The sequence below is a fragment of the Haloechinothrix salitolerans genome, assembly GCF_042662605.1.
In the GTDB taxonomy this organism is placed as follows: Bacteria; Actinomycetota; Actinomycetes; order Mycobacteriales; family Pseudonocardiaceae; genus Haloechinothrix_A; species Haloechinothrix_A salitolerans.
This window is the reverse complement of the sequence record NZ_JBHSXX010000001.1, coordinates 336,755-349,907: the sequence shown is the minus strand read 5'-3', so window position 1 is coordinate 349,907 and position 13,153 is coordinate 336,755. Positions and strand designations below refer to the sequence as shown.

The window sequence follows — 13,153 nt, the reverse complement described above, 5'->3', positions numbered from 1 at the left end:
GCGGCTGGTCACCCCCGCTCGTCGAGCGCCCGCGGCGGGTCGATCACGGCGCCGTCGCGATGACACCCGCTGAAGTCGACCCTGCCGAAGCTGGCGTCGCTGAACTTGGCGTCGCCCACGAATCGCGCACCGGTGAACAGCACACGCCCTGCCGCGGTGAACCCGCTGAACCATGCCTTGCGACGGAACTCGACGTTCTTGAACAAGAGCTGAGCAGGCAACCTGCCTTCCAGCGAGTGCGCGTCGGTGAACCACGCGTCGCCGAGGAACACCGTCCCGCTGAAGTCGTTGCTGCTGTACAGGCGGGCATACCGCAACGTGATCGTGCCAACGGCGCGATCGATGAGACGGAAGTACTCGAGGACAGCGCCGGTCAGGTCGAGGTCGTAACGTGTGGCGTCGGCGTCCGAGGCCGCGGGTAGCAGGTCCCCGATGGCTCGTTGTGCGGACAACCGAACTTGGAGCTCGCGCTCGGCTTCCTCTGCCTCCTGCCGAGACCACTCCCGTTGCTGAAGCTGGTAACGCGAATGGTCGAAAGGACGACGCAGATACGCACAGAGCACGTCGATGACCGGCTGCACGTAGTACTTCGGCCGGTCACGGGCAACCGCGAGCAGCGCGGCCACCGCACCAACACGAACCTGGTCGGCGGAACTGCCGAGCAGCTCGATCGCCCGCGCGAAGCGCTCGTCAGCGGCCTTCTCCCTGTCGTGTTCCGCCCGGTCGCTCTCCAAGGCATGCCGATCCTCATCGACTCGCCTACGACGGTCGTTGAGCCACAACGCGTACAGCGCGACGACCGAACCAGCGGCGAGCCCACCGGACTTGAGCGCTTCGGCGCGCGCGGTGCCTGGCTCAGCGAGCAACCATCCGGTGACGAGAGCGAGCGCACCGGCAGCCATCAGCATCGTTCCCGCCAGCGGCAGGCTCTGTCGCCGCGCGTCACCACCGCCGCGCAGCTGCCACACGACGAACGCGGTCACCCCCGCGAGCAGCGCGACCGCTCCGGCGATGAGGAAGGGGACACCCACGACCGTCCACTGTAGCCGCCAGGCGGCAGTCAGATCCCCAGCACGGCCTTGGCGATCAGGAAGTAGATGATCAGGCCCGTCGCGTCGACCAGCGTCGTGACCAGTGGCGCTGACACCACGGCGGGGTCGATGCCGACGCGCTTGGCAAGCAGCGGCATGGTGCCGCCGATCATCGCGGCCCACACGCAGATCACCACAAGCGACAGCGATACCGCGACAGCGATACCGCTGCCCGCGATCAGCAGGCCGAACACGAACGCGACGACCGCGAGCGTGAGCCCTACCAGCAGCCCGACCCGTGATTCGCGGAACGCCACACGCAAGACGTCGCTGGTACGCAGCTCGCCAACCGCGAGCGCGCGCACCGCGGCCGTCGCCGCCTGCGCGCCGCTGTTGCCGCCGGTACCGACCAGCAGTGGGATGAACGCGGCGAGTTGGACGACCTGCGCCAACGTGCCTTCAAACGCTTCCAGCACCCCAACGGTCAGCGTCGCGGCCACGATCAGGAGCAACAGCCACAACACCCGCGAGCGCGCGAGCTGCACCACACTGACCGCCATGTAGTGCCCGGTCCACGGTGTCGCGGCCGACTGCCGCGCGACGTCCTCGGTGTCGGCCGCCTCGATCACCTCGAAGGCGTCGTCGATGGTGAGCAGGCCGATCACCCTGTCCTCGCTGTCTACGACGATCAGCGCAAGCAGGTTGGTCTCCTGCATCAGCCTCGCCGCGGTCTCGGCGTCCTCTGATCCGCGCACGGTCGGCACCTCCGTGTCGGCGAGGTCCGCGACGAGTGTGTCCGGCCCACCGAGCACCAACTCCCGCAGCGTGACGACGCCCTGGAACCGACGACTGTCATCGACGACAGGCAGCGTGTAGACGGTCTCCGCGTTCTCGCCGCGTTCACGTACGACGTTGAGCGCCTGCTTCGCGGTCAGCCCGCCGCGCAGCACCAGCACGGCGGGGCTCATGATCCGGCCGACGGCGCCTTCCTCGTAGCCGAGCAACCGGGCGGTCATCGACCGCTGCTCGTGCGACAACCCCGCGAGGACGCGCTGGGTGAACTTGGCTGGCGCCTCACCGAGCAGCCGCGCGCGATCGTCCGGATCCATCGCCTCGACCAGCTCGTGAAACGCCTTGTCGCGGAGTCCCGACAGAATCTTCTGCTGGTCGACTGGGTCCAGTTCCTCGAAGACGGCGAGCGCGTGGTCCTTGTCAAGCAGGCGGAACAACAGCACCGACGTGATCGTCTCGCTCCTGCCGAGCTCGTCGGCGATGACGTGCGGCGGGTTCTCGTCGAGCCACTGCTTCATGCCGGAGACGTCGTTGGCGTCGACCAGGTCTTCCAGTGAGTCGAGACCCATCGCTCCTCCGGTGTCCAAGCTCGGGTGACGGAGTCGGCGGTTTCGCGGCGCGCTAGCAGATCTCCCCACCAAACTCTACGGGGTCACACGCCAGTCGCACGGTGGTGCCTCGACCGGGCACGCGAGGCAGGGCCCGGTGTGGGACCCGCGGGAGTCACTCTCCCAACGCGACGGCTTCGAGCTGCTTCCTTGTGCCGTTGAAGGTGTTCTGGTCGATCGGATCGTTCGAATACTGCCAGAACGTGTGGAAATCCCAGCCCGCGGGCAGGTCACCAACCTTGTCGGCGTAGCGCGCCACCCAGAGCGGCACGGTTTCCTCGAACCCGTGACCGTCGCCAACGCACTGGTTCCACCAGTTCGCGGACGTGTAGATGACCGGCGCGCGACCGGTGTGTTCGCGGTAGGTGTCGTGGAAGTCGGTAATCCACGCCCGCATGGCCCGCTTGCTCTTGCCGTAGCACGTCTCGCCGTACGGGTTGTATTCAAGATCGAGTGCGCCGGGCAGTGTCTGACCGTCCGCCGACCACGCGCCGCCACGCTCGGCGAAGTACCTCGCTTGCGCCGCGCCGGAGGACCGGTCCGGCAGCGCGAAGTGGTACGCGCCTCGAATCATGCCGACGTCGTAGGAGCCAACGTACTGCTGCGTGAAGTACGGATTACGGTAACCGGTGCCCTCGGTGGCCTTCACGTACGCGAACCGCTTGCCCTTGTCCCACCAGTACTGCCAATCGACCTCGCGCTGCCAACCGCTCACGTCGATGCCCTCGATCCCATCGGACTCGGCGCCAGAGCCATCCGAGGTCTCCGAGTCGCCAGGGCTCTCCTGCCGCGGCCCACCCCGCTCATGCGCGGCGATCTGCGAGCCCATCGGGTGGCTGAACCGGTGTACGTAGACGTCGACAGCGCTCAGCGGCTCCGCGCTCACGCTCGGCGTCGAGAGCAACGAGGCGACGACCGCGCCGACAACCGCGAGCGCCCCGAGCATCACCCGGCGCCCCGGCCGCCCTCGCGTGGCCGTCATGCGATCATCCTCCAACGAACGGTCGAACGGCACCCCCACGGCCATCCGACCGTCTATTGTGAACGGAGAACTTGTTCGCTGTCACCTTCTCGCGTGACCTGTCGCCCGATCGTGGACGCAACCGCAGCAACCGGATCCCGTCGTGACCGCCGAGCGCGACTGGCTTTTCACCCCCACTCGCATCGGGACGGTCGGTTCTCGCCAGATCAGGCGGTTGAGGCACGCCACGCCGTGCCAGGCAGGCTGCGTGTCACCCGCGCCAGCGACGCCGCGACGCGGCCTCAAGGTGCTCCACCGGCACCACCGCGGTGACCAGGCCCTCCGGGTTGATCGCCAGCGGGTGACCCGCGAGCTGCGGCAGGATCTCCCGCCCGGTGAGTGTGCGGGAACTGGGCCACTCCGGTGGGATCATGGTTCGCCGGGTGTAGGCGGGCACCACGATCCGGCCCCGCTTGTCGTAAAAGCCAGTGAGGTTGTCCTGCTCTGGCGAGACGGCGTAGACGTGCAACGTCGAGCGCAGCACCACCGGTGGCAGGTCGGAGACCGGTCGGTGTCCCGTCCGCACCAGTTGCAGCAGCTCCTCCAGCTCGCCGTCCGGTTCGGGGAAACCAAGCGCCTTCGGCGACGGCCGGTAGTCCTCGTTCGGATGGAAGTCGGCCACGATCTCGCCGTTCGCGTTGACCGGATACGCCCCGACGACCGCCCAGTCCGGCACCGAGCCGGACGGGTCGAAGGCCTCGTCGATGACGTACAGCCAGGAGTTCGGGTTGCGCTGCGCACGGGCGCGCATCGAGTCGGTGATCGGGGGCTGGCGCCGAGGCTTCCCAGGCGTGACCTTGCCGGTGTCGTCAGATGCCATCGTGACCGCCCCCAACCGCTGGCGTGTTTCGCGCGTCGCTCATCCTATTTCCCATGTCTGGTTCCCGGCGCGCACCGAACCCCGCCGAGCTACGGCGCGTCGTCGAGTCGATGTCGGACTGGTTGTCCGGCGAGGGCGACAAGCCGGAGCGACGAGAACTCGCCGCCGCGGTCCGGCTGAGTCTGCACACCCTCGCCACGGACGCACCGGGCAACAGCGTCGAGGTCAGGGTGCCGCCGTTCGCCGCCGTCCAGTGCGTCGGTGGGCCGAGGCACAGCAGAGGCACTCCGTCCAATGTGGTCGAAACCGATCCAAAGACCTGGCTACGGCTCGCCGCCGGACTGACCGACTGGCACACAGCGGTCACCGACGGCAGCGTCTCGGCGTCCGGCACGCGATCCGACCTCTCACACCTACTGCCTCAACTGCGTCTTCGGTAAGCGCCGTCACCCGGCGCTTACTAGCTAGGGCTTTCTGCCGACGGCGCAGATGAAGCAGTGCTGCACCGAGTTGAGCGGCTTCAACCGAGGCCCGTCCGGCCACCAGTCCGCGCACAGGACGAGGCCGGGCTCGATCAGCTCAAGCCCCTCGAGGAACTCCTCGCACTCGGCCCGCGTGCGGAACGTGCCCCGCCCCATCGGGCTGGCGAGGAACTGCTCCTCCATCTTGCGCGCGGTCTCGGTGTGCTCGTTCTCCGGATCGAAGAAGTGGCTGAATGCCACGTACGAACCGGACGGCAGCGCCTTGATGTACTCCTGCATGATCTTCGCGGGCTCGTCGCGCGGGCCGTCGTAGAGCTGGAACGTGCCGACCTGCAGGAAGATCAGCGGCTCGTTGAGGTTGATGTGCTTGCGGACGACGTCGTTCTCGAGGATCTCCCTCGGCTTGAAGATGTCCGCGGAAGCGAAGTGCGTCCTGTCGTTCTCCTCGAGTAACGCACGACCGTGCGCCAGGACGACCGGATCGTTGTCAATGTAGACGACACGTGCCTCCGGATTGATCCGCTGCGCTACCTGATGCACGTTTTCCGACGTGGGCAAGCCGGAACCGCAGTCGAGGAACTGGCTGATTCCGGTCTGGCTGGCGAGGAAACGCACCGCCCTGATCAAGAACGTACGGTTCTCGGTGGCCATGTCCTGGGCTTCGGGTACCTTGCCCCGGACCATCTTGAGCACCTGGCGGTCAACCTCGAAATTGTCCTTACCGTTAAGGAAAGCGTCGTAAACCCGAGCGATACTCACCTGTGTCGGGTCCACTCCGGCGGGGACCGGGTAATCCGGGGCGTGTGTCATCGACAACCTCGTAGACGTATTCAAGTAGCGCGGATCACACGTAGCCTAGAGGTCCGACGATCACCACGTAAACGCGGGAGTCGCGCTTGACGCGGCACACCGACCTTGTACGCTGAGTGATCGGTCGGGGACGGCTTGAGATGCCAGGAGCGAGAGGCAGACATGACAGTCCAGTCCGGTAGGGGTGGCGCGGACCAGAGCAGTGGCACGCCGACCGCTCGCCGCATGGTGCTCGGCGCACAGCTGCGGCGGTTGCGGGAGGAAGCGGGGATCTCCCGCGCCGACGCCGGATTCCACATCAGGGGCTCCGAGTCCAAGATCAGCCGGATGGAACTGGGCCGGGTCGGCTTCAAGGATCGCGACGTCGCCGACCTGTTGACGCTCTACGGACTCTCCGACGAGCAGGAGCGCGCCGAGTACATGCGGATGGTGCATGACTCCAACGAGCCCGGCTGGTGGTACCGCTACCACGACCTGCTCCCGTCGTGGTTCACCAACTACGTGGGCCTCGAAGAGTCGGCCTCGCGTATCCAGACCTTCGAGATGCAGTTCGTGCCCGGCCTGTTGCAGACGGAGGACTACGCGAGGGCCGTCGCGACGAAAGGCAGGCCAGAGTTCGCCACCGACGCGACCGAACGCCGTGTCGCACTGCGGATGCGTAGACAGAAGATCCTCTCGCGTCCCGACGCGCCCAGGATGTGGGCCTTCATCGACGAGGCCGTGCTGTATCGCCCCGTCGGCGGGCACGCCGTGTTCAAGGCGCAGCTCGAAGCGCTGATCGAGTGGACGAGGATGCCGCACATCGCGCTCCAGGTGTTGCCGTACAGCCGGAGCAACCACGGCGCGGAAGGCGCATTCAGCGTGCTGCGCTTCGCCGAGCCCGAGTTGCCGGACATCGTCTACGTCGACTACCTCACCGGTGCCGTATATCTCGACAAGCAGGACGACCTTGAGCCGTACGCGCGGGTCATCGACCAGCTCGCGGTTGACGCCGAGACACCGGAGCAGTCCCGCGCGTTGCTCGAGAAGCGCCGCAACGAGATTTAAGCCGCCGTTCACCAGGGCGTCACCACTTACCGCCCGTTCGGATGAGAACGTCTGCGACAACGCAGGTCAGCGGCGCTCCGCACCGATCGCCGTACACCCGTGGTTCCCGTGGCGTGGCGATCTTTGTCACCCAAACGTGAACATTTGACACGGTTTTGCGCAGGTTATGCACCCCTGGTGAAGGACTTCATGCACATGCATTTGCGTTTGCCGTTACACGTGCTAGATTCCCTCGCACAACCGGATGCACGTGCAGATGCATCCCACTAAGTCGGGAGGTGAGGGAAAGATGGCGAACCCAATCGCCAACGGTATGCCCGCGACGGACTTGACCGAGGTCACGTGGCGTAAGAGTTCCCGTAGTGGTGCCGTCGGCAACTGCGTCGAGGTGGCACGACTGAACAATGGTGAGATCGCCGTACGTAACTCTCGCTTCCCCGACGGTCCGGCGCTGGTCTACACCAAGGCGGAGATCGCGGCGTTCGTCGCGGGCGCCAAGGACGGCGAATTCGATGACATCGCGGGCTGACACGGGAGCCACCGTGATCAGCACAGAGGACCAGCTGCGTCAACTCGTCACACGCGGCTTCCGGTTCGTGCACCCCACCGACGACGACGGCGAGATCGCCGCCGTCGTCGGTGTTCGGGTCCACAACGGCGTCATCGACGTCGTCACGCTGCATGACGAGAACGATGTTCACGCGATGCGGATGCCCAGGAACGAGACCGACGTCCTCGCCCCGCGCAAAGTGCTGTGGCAGACGAGCGGATACGTCAGCACCGTGCTTGGCGCGATGCTCGCGCTGCCGGACGACCATGCCGTGCCGTCTCGCGAGGCCGAGAGCAGCGGCTGCTGGGTGCCGGTACGGCCCGGCGCGGCGAAATGGCTTACCGCGGTCGGCTGACCGATCCGCTGACCGAGGGTCTCGTCCGATCACAGTGGGCAGCGCCACTCCAGGGCGTCCGTTACGGACGGGTTAAGCGGCTACACTAGGAATGGCCGTACCCCGTCCTCGCAGGAGCTTTTGGTGGCATCGCACGGCGCCAACGACAACAGCGGCGACCTAGCCTTCGATCACAGCACCGACCCCGAGCCCCGCGAAGAGTGCGGGGTTTTCGGGGCTTGGGCACCTGGGGAAGAAGTCGCCAAGCTCGCTTACTACGGGCTCTACGCGCTACAACACCGTGGCCAGGAGGCGGCGGGCATCTCCGTCTCCGATGGCTCCCAGGTCGTCGTTTTCAAGGACCTCGGGCTGGTCAGCCAGGTATTCGACGAGCAGATCCTCTCCGCGCTCGAGGGCCACATCGCCGTCGGCCACTGCCGCTACTCCACCACAGGGGGCGGCACCTGGGAGAACGCGCAGCCGACGTTCCGGAACACCGCGACCGGTAGCGGCATCGCGCTTGGCCACAACGGCAATCTGGTCAACACGGCGGAACTGGCAGACCGGGCCGCTGAGCTCGGCGCGATGGGCAACGGCGATGAACCGCCCGGCCGCGGTGCCGCGAAACGCGCTACCACCGACTCCGACGTCATGACGGAGCTGCTGGCAGCTGCCGCCGCCGACAAGGGCATCGAAGCGGCGGCGATGGACCTGTTGCCCACTTTCAAAGGCGCGTTCTGCCTGGTCTTCGCCGACGAGAACACCCTTTACGCAGCCCGTGACCCCCAGGGCGTACGGCCGCTTGTGCTCGGCAGGCTGGAGCGAGGCTGGGTTGTCGCGAGCGAGACGGCTGGCCTGGACATCGTCGGCGCGTCGTTCGTGCGCGAGGTCGAACCGGGCGAGCTGCTTGCCATCGACGCCGACGGCCTGCGGTCGTCCCGCTTCGCCGCGCCGGAGCCGAAGGGCTGCGTGTTCGAGTACGTCTACCTCGCGCGGCCGGACACCACCATCGCTGGTCGCAGCGTGCATGCCACCCGCGTCGAGATCGGCCGCAAACTGGCGCAGGAGCATCCAGCGGACGGCGACCTTGTCATCCCGGTGCCGGAATCTGGCACGCCAGCGGCGATCGGCTACGCGCAGTCGTCCGGCATCCCCTATGGCTCGGGGCTGGTGAAGAACGCCTACGTCGGCAGGACGTTCATCCAGCCGTCGCAGACAATCCGGCAGCTCGGCATCCGACTCAAGCTCAACCCGCTGCGCGACGTGATCCGCGGCAAGCGCCTCGTCGTCGTGGACGACTCCATCGTGCGCGGCAACACCCAGCGCGCGCTGGTGCGGATGCTGCGCGAGGCCGGTGCGCTTGAGGTGCACGTCAGGATCGCCTCGCCGCCGGTGCGCTGGCCATGCTTCTACGGCATCGACTTCGCCTCCCGCGCCGAGCTGATCGCCAACGGCCTCGACATGGAAGGCATCCGCCGCTCGATTGGCGCGGACTCGCTCGGGTACGTGTCGCTCGACGGGCTGATCGCGGCGTCCGAGCAGCCCGCGTCCCGGCTGTGCGCGGCATGCTTCGACGGTAAGTACCCTATTCCGTTGCCCGACGACGAACTGATCGGCAAACACGTGCTGGAAAGTCTGCAGCCGGCGCGGCAACCTGATGAGCCGTCAGCGACGTCTTCACTCTCGGTACCACAAGCAGGCTATGGTGCCGAGGACGCTGTCAAGCGTCCGTAGAACTTTCACAACATCAGGATGGAGTGCACCGTGCCCTCTGTGCCGCCCCCTGCGGAGCGCCCGACAGGAGCGACCTACGCCGACGCCGGTGTCGACATAGAGGCCGGTGACGCGGCGGTCGAGTTGCTCAAGCCGCACGCCAAACGGGCGAGTAGGCCGGAAGTGCTCGGCGGCGTCGGCGGCTTCGCGGGGCTGTTCTCGCTCAAGCTTGACCGCTGGAAAGAGCCGGTCCTCGCGTCGTCGACCGACGGCGTCGGCACCAAGCTGGCCGTGGCGCAGGCGATGGACACCCACGACACCATCGGCATCGACCTGGTGGCGATGGTCGTCGATGACCTGGTCGTGACCGGGGCGGAGCCACTGTTCCTGCAGGACTACATCGCCATCGGCAAGGTCGAGCCCCAGCGCGTCGCCGACATCGTCGCGGGGATCGCGGAAGGCTGCGTGCAAGCTGGCTGCGCGTTGCTCGGTGGCGAGACAGCGGAGCATCGCGGGCTGATGGCCGACGACGACTACGACGTCTCCGCGACCGGCGTAGGCGCGGTCGAGGCGTCCGAGGTGCTCGGGCCGGACCGGGTGCGGCCGGGCGACGTCGTGATCGCGATGGGCTCGACCGGGCTGCACTCCAACGGCTACTCGCTGGCGCGGAAGGTACTGCTGTCCGACGCCCGGATGCCGCTCGACGGGCATGTCGAGGAGTTCGGTCGCACGCTCGGCGAGGAACTGCTCGAACCCACGCGGATCTACGCCCGCGACTGCCTCGCCGTGGCCGCGGAGACCCACGCGCGCACCTTCGCGCACATCACCGGCGGTGGGCTGGCCGCGAACCTGGAACGAGTGATGCCGCGCGGGCTCATCGCGAACCTGGAACGGTCGAGCTGGACGCCGCAGCCGATCTTCCGGATGATCGCGCAGCGCGGCAAGGTCACCCGCGCCGAGATGGAGAAGACGTTCAACATGGGTGTCGGAATGGTGGCCGTCGTCGCGCCGGAGGACGTCGACCGCGCGCTGGCCGTGCTGACCGCACGCCACGTACCCGCCTGGGTGCTCGGCGATGTCCGGCCCGCCGACGACCCGGAGGGCGCGCGCACCCTGCTGCACGGCGACCACCCGCGGTTCTGACGCCGGTTGTCGTGATGGACACCCGCGGCGACGTCGTCGTGAACGCGCGGATCACTATTCCCGCAAGTGAGCTGCGAGAGCGGTTCTCGCGCTCCGCTGGACCCGGTGGGCAGGGCGTGAACACGACGGACTCGCGGGTGGAGCTGTCGTTCGACCTCGCACGTTCGGACAGCGTCCCGGAGTCATTGCGGCAACGGATGCTTGACCGGTTGCGGCCCCGCCTTGTCGACGGCGTGCTGACGGTGGCCGCGAGCGAGCACAGGGCGCAGCTGGCGAACCGCGAGGCGGCGCGGGAACGGCTGGCCTCACTGCTGGCGGAGGCCGCGGCCCCGCCGCCCCGCACGCGCAAGCCCACCAAGCCGAGCAAGGGCGCGAAGGAACGACGCATCACGGCGAAGAAGCAGCGCGGCAAGCTCAAGCGCTACCGCAAGGGCCACTTCGACGGGGAGTAAGCACCCGGAGCGAGTTGATCTGAAGACATTTCGGTCGTCATCACGACCACAACGTCTTCAGATCAAGTACTCGTCGCCGCGTCAGCGGTAGTCGTAGAAGCCGCGCCCGGTCTTCTTGCCGAGCAGGCCCGCGTCCACCATCCGCAGCAGCAGCGGCGGGGCCGAGTACAGCGGCTCCTTGAACTCCTCGTACATGGATTCGGTGATCGACTTAATGGTGTCGAGGCCGATCAGGTCGCTCAGCCGCAGCGGCCCCATCGGATGCGCGGTGCCGAGCTCCATGCCTCGGTCGATGTCCTCCGCCGACGCGAAGCCGGACTCGAACATCCGGATCGCCGACAGCAGGTACGGAACGAGCAGGGCGTTGACGATGAAGCCCGCCCTGTCCTGCGAGCGGATGACGGTCTTGCTCAGCACATCGGTCACGAAAGCGCGTGACCGCTCGACCGTGTCCTCACCGGTCAGCAGCGAGGGCACCAGCTCGACGAGCGGCAGCACCGGCACCGGGTTGAAGAAGTGGATCCCGACGACCTGCGTTGGTCGTCCTGTCGCCATGCCCAGCTTCATGATCGGGATGGACGACGTATTGGAAGCGAGGATCGCGTCCTCGCGGTCAACGACCTTGTCGAGAGTGCGGAAGACGTCCAACTTGGTCTGCTCGTCCTCGACGACGGCCTCGATGACGATATCGCGGTCAGCGAAGTCATCCAGCGATGTCGTGAAGGTGAGCTTGCCGACCGCGACCTCGGCATCCGCCTCGGTCAGCTTGCCGCTACGGACCGCACGGTGCAGCGACTTCTCGATGCGCGACTTACCGGCGTCGAGCGCTGGCTGGGATACCTCGCTGACCGTGACGTCGAGGCCAGCTTTCGCGTTGACCTCCGCGATGCCGGAACCCATGAGCCCGGCCCCGACAACGCCGACACGATGGATCTGGTCGGACACCGTCATCTCTCACTTCGTCAAGCGGACACGACGCAAACGCGAGGGAGGCCTGCACTCAGGCCAGCCCTCGCGCTTGCGGGTGCACTCAGCGGCGGTACTCGTCGTCGTACTCTTCGTACGGGTCGGAGTACCAGTCCTCGTCTTGGCCTTTGTCAGGCGATTTGCCTGCCAGTTCGCGCTGCAAGGCTTCAAGGTCTGTGGGGGGAGTGCTGTACTTGAGCTCCCGGGCCACCTTCGCCTGCTTGGCCTTCGCTCGGCCGCGCCCCATGGCTCGACCCCCTCACACAGGGGCGGGGCAGCCGGGGGAACGGCAGCCCCGCATCGACTCGACAACTATTTCCTGCCCTCTACCGTACCGTGTCTTACCTCGCGGACGCGACGCGGCATGGCGTGGAAGCCACCACACATCGCGAAATTGCCACCTTTGGCCGCCCGGGGAAGCGGTGCGGCCACACTCCGTGTCACGATTCGTCTGTGCCCCGCCCGTTCAGTGCCTACCTCCGTGTCTACGAGCCGCTCTCGGCCTTCGGTGATCCGCCGGATGAACGGCTGGTCGCGGCGGTCGAGCAGGCGACGATGACCCGAACGGACTCGATCGCGCACGAAGAGCACATGTGGCTCAAATCACAGCTCACCAAACCGCCGCGGCTGCTCCCAGCGGAACTCGCGGACGGCAGGCCCGCGCCGAGCGGCTTGACCGACGTCCTCGTCCTCCGACCAGAGGACGTGCCGACCACGGAGGGCGTCACCGTCGGGCCCGGCCCGCTGGTGTGCCCGCTCGAACTCCGCCCGCGTTCGGCGGCGGCGCTGACGTCGTTCCTCGACGACGCCCACCCCGCGCTGCGGGCCGCCGTGCTCGACGCGAACGAGATCAATCTCGAAGGAGCCCGCGCGAGAGCTTCGGCGGCGCTCGGCCAGGTGCACTCGTCCGCGTTGCACGTCCTGTCGGTGACCTGGACGATCCCCCTGCCGTGGTTCACGCTGGTCGACCCCGAACAGCGCACACTCAACCTCGGCACCGGGATGGACGACCCCGAGCGGGAGCTGTCCTGGCGGGTGGCGATGGCCGACGCGCGCAGGAGAGTCGCCAAAGCGCGCGAACTCGCCGAGAACGTGCTCGGCGACCAGGGGCCGACGAAGGTGCTCATCGACACCGACCGATGGCTCGCCGCGTTCGACGCCAGGTCCGCGGTCGAGCTGGACTACGGCGGACTGGTGCAGCTCATCGCCGACCCGCTGCTTGAGTCGGACACCTCGGCCGAGGAAGTGCACAGCATCCTCGACGCGTTGGAGTCCGGCGACGTCGAGGAACTCACCGATCTCTTCACCGGGCTGCGCGACTACTGGGGCGAGCTGGCCGCCCGCGAGCGGTTCAACTGACCAGCGCGGCTAGGAGACGTCCACG

Annotated in this window: 15 protein-coding genes; 8 read left to right on the top strand and 7 right to left on the bottom strand. The window is 67.1% G+C overall.

Going from position 1 to position 13,153, the window contains the following annotated elements; genetic code table 11:
* Nucleotides 1-8: 8 nt before the first annotated feature.
* The 4 genes from ACFQGD_RS01610 to ACFQGD_RS01595 all read right to left on the bottom strand — a co-directional run bounded on the left by ACFQGD_RS01610 (nucleotide 9) and on the right by ACFQGD_RS01595 (nucleotide 4,272).
* Nucleotides 9-1,031: a pentapeptide repeat-containing protein gene (locus ACFQGD_RS01610; protein WP_345403700.1), complete on the bottom strand. Its 1,023-nt coding sequence runs from the start codon at nucleotides 1,029-1,031 to the stop codon at nucleotides 9-11.
* 29 nt (nucleotides 1,032-1,060) lie between these two features.
* On the bottom strand, nucleotides 1,061-2,392 hold the full coding sequence (gene mgtE, locus ACFQGD_RS01605; protein WP_345403697.1) for a magnesium transporter: 1,332 nt from the start codon (nucleotides 2,390-2,392) through the stop codon (nucleotides 1,061-1,063).
* Nucleotides 2,393-2,546: 154 nt separating this feature from the next.
* A complete protein-coding gene (locus ACFQGD_RS01600) occupies nucleotides 2,547-3,413 on the bottom strand; it encodes a lysozyme (protein WP_345403694.1) in 867 nt (288 codons plus the stop codon).
* Between the two features lie 250 nt (nucleotides 3,414-3,663).
* Nucleotides 3,664-4,272 carry a type VII secretion system-associated protein gene (locus ACFQGD_RS01595; protein WP_345403691.1) on the bottom strand — a complete coding sequence of 203 codons (609 nt, stop codon included), beginning with the start codon at nucleotides 4,270-4,272 and terminating at the stop codon, nucleotides 3,664-3,666.
* 53 nt (nucleotides 4,273-4,325) lie between these two features.
* On the opposite strand from ACFQGD_RS01595, the gene ACFQGD_RS01590 reads away from it, so the two are divergent.
* Nucleotides 4,326-4,712 (top strand): sterol carrier family protein, encoded by a 387-nt coding sequence (locus tag ACFQGD_RS01590; protein ID WP_345403688.1) that lies wholly within the window; start codon nucleotides 4,326-4,328, stop codon nucleotides 4,710-4,712.
* Nucleotides 4,713-4,736: 24 nt separating this feature from the next.
* On the opposite strand, the gene ACFQGD_RS01585 is transcribed toward ACFQGD_RS01590, so the two are convergent.
* A complete protein-coding gene (locus tag ACFQGD_RS01585; RefSeq protein ID WP_345403685.1) occupies nucleotides 4,737-5,564 on the bottom strand; it encodes an SAM-dependent methyltransferase in 828 nt (275 codons plus the stop codon).
* 162 nt (nucleotides 5,565-5,726) lie between these two features.
* On the opposite strand from ACFQGD_RS01585, the gene ACFQGD_RS01580 reads away from it, so the two are divergent.
* The 6 genes from ACFQGD_RS01580 (at nucleotide 5,727) to arfB (ending at nucleotide 10,803) form a co-directional block, all read left to right on the top strand.
* Nucleotides 5,727-6,611 (top strand): helix-turn-helix domain-containing protein, encoded by an 885-nt coding sequence (locus ACFQGD_RS01580; protein ID WP_345403682.1) that lies wholly within the window; start codon nucleotides 5,727-5,729, stop codon nucleotides 6,609-6,611.
* A 289-nt stretch (nucleotides 6,612-6,900) separates the two neighbouring features.
* A complete protein-coding gene (locus tag ACFQGD_RS01575; RefSeq protein WP_345403679.1) occupies nucleotides 6,901-7,140 on the top strand; it encodes a DUF397 domain-containing protein in 240 nt (79 codons plus the stop codon).
* Nucleotides 7,141-7,153: 13 nt separating this feature from the next.
* Nucleotides 7,154-7,516 carry a hypothetical protein gene (locus ACFQGD_RS01570; RefSeq protein ID WP_345403676.1) on the top strand — a complete coding sequence of 121 codons (363 nt, stop codon included), beginning with the start codon at nucleotides 7,154-7,156 and terminating at the stop codon, nucleotides 7,514-7,516.
* Between the two features lie 123 nt (nucleotides 7,517-7,639).
* Nucleotides 7,640-9,229 (top strand): amidophosphoribosyltransferase, encoded by a 1,590-nt coding sequence (gene purF / locus ACFQGD_RS01565; RefSeq protein WP_345403673.1) that lies wholly within the window; start codon nucleotides 7,640-7,642, stop codon nucleotides 9,227-9,229.
* Between the two features lie 39 nt (nucleotides 9,230-9,268).
* Complete coding sequence (gene purM, locus ACFQGD_RS01560) at nucleotides 9,269-10,351, top strand: phosphoribosylformylglycinamidine cyclo-ligase (RefSeq protein ID WP_345403670.1); 1,083 nt, start codon at nucleotides 9,269-9,271, stop codon at nucleotides 10,349-10,351.
* A gap of 14 nt (nucleotides 10,352-10,365) precedes the next feature.
* Nucleotides 10,366-10,803, top strand: a complete 438-nt coding sequence (gene arfB, locus ACFQGD_RS01555; RefSeq protein ID WP_345403780.1) for an alternative ribosome rescue aminoacyl-tRNA hydrolase ArfB — start codon at nucleotides 10,366-10,368, stop codon at nucleotides 10,801-10,803.
* 81 nt (nucleotides 10,804-10,884) lie between these two features.
* Here the strand turns inward: arfB and ACFQGD_RS01550 are convergent, their stop codons facing one another.
* A complete protein-coding gene (locus tag ACFQGD_RS01550) occupies nucleotides 10,885-11,754 on the bottom strand; it encodes a 3-hydroxybutyryl-CoA dehydrogenase (RefSeq protein ID WP_345403667.1) in 870 nt (289 codons plus the stop codon).
* A 79-nt stretch (nucleotides 11,755-11,833) separates the two neighbouring features.
* Entirely contained in the window at nucleotides 11,834-12,016 is a 183-nt protein-coding gene (locus tag ACFQGD_RS01545; protein ID WP_345403664.1) for a DUF3073 domain-containing protein, read from the bottom strand.
* A gap of 206 nt (nucleotides 12,017-12,222) precedes the next feature.
* Between ACFQGD_RS01545 and ACFQGD_RS01540 the strand changes: the two genes are divergently transcribed.
* Entirely contained in the window at nucleotides 12,223-13,128 is a 906-nt protein-coding gene (locus ACFQGD_RS01540; protein ID WP_345403661.1) for a DUF8083 family protein, read from the top strand.
* The last annotated feature ends 25 nt before the right edge of the window (nucleotides 13,129-13,153 follow it).

Bases quoted from the DNA above. Each gene is read 5' to 3' on its own strand.
- ACFQGD_RS01600 (WP_345403694.1), bottom strand. From the start codon at position 3,413: ATGACGGCCACGCGAGGGCGGCCGGGGCGCCGGGTGATGCTCGGGGCG.
- ACFQGD_RS01580 (WP_345403682.1), top strand. From the start codon at position 5,727: ATGACAGTCCAGTCCGGTAGGGGTGGCGCGGACCAGAGCAGTGGCACG.
- ACFQGD_RS01575 (WP_345403679.1), top strand. From the start codon at position 6,901: ATGGCGAACCCAATCGCCAACGGTATGCCCGCGACGGACTTGACCGAG.
- ACFQGD_RS01595 (WP_345403691.1), bottom strand. From the start codon at position 4,272: ATGGCATCTGACGACACCGGCAAGGTCACGCCTGGGAAGCCTCGGCGC.
- ACFQGD_RS01590 (WP_345403688.1), top strand. From the start codon at position 4,326: ATGTCTGGTTCCCGGCGCGCACCGAACCCCGCCGAGCTACGGCGCGTC.
- mgtE (WP_345403697.1), bottom strand. From the start codon at position 2,392: ATGGGTCTCGACTCACTGGAAGACCTGGTCGACGCCAACGACGTCTCC.
- arfB (WP_345403780.1), top strand. From the start codon at position 10,366: ATGGACACCCGCGGCGACGTCGTCGTGAACGCGCGGATCACTATTCCC.
- ACFQGD_RS01545 (WP_345403664.1), bottom strand. From the start codon at position 12,016: ATGGGGCGCGGCCGAGCGAAGGCCAAGCAGGCGAAGGTGGCCCGGGAG.
- ACFQGD_RS01550 (WP_345403667.1), bottom strand. From the start codon at position 11,754: ATGACGGTGTCCGACCAGATCCATCGTGTCGGCGTTGTCGGGGCCGGG.
- ACFQGD_RS01585 (WP_345403685.1), bottom strand. From the start codon at position 5,564: ATGACACACGCCCCGGATTACCCGGTCCCCGCCGGAGTGGACCCGACA.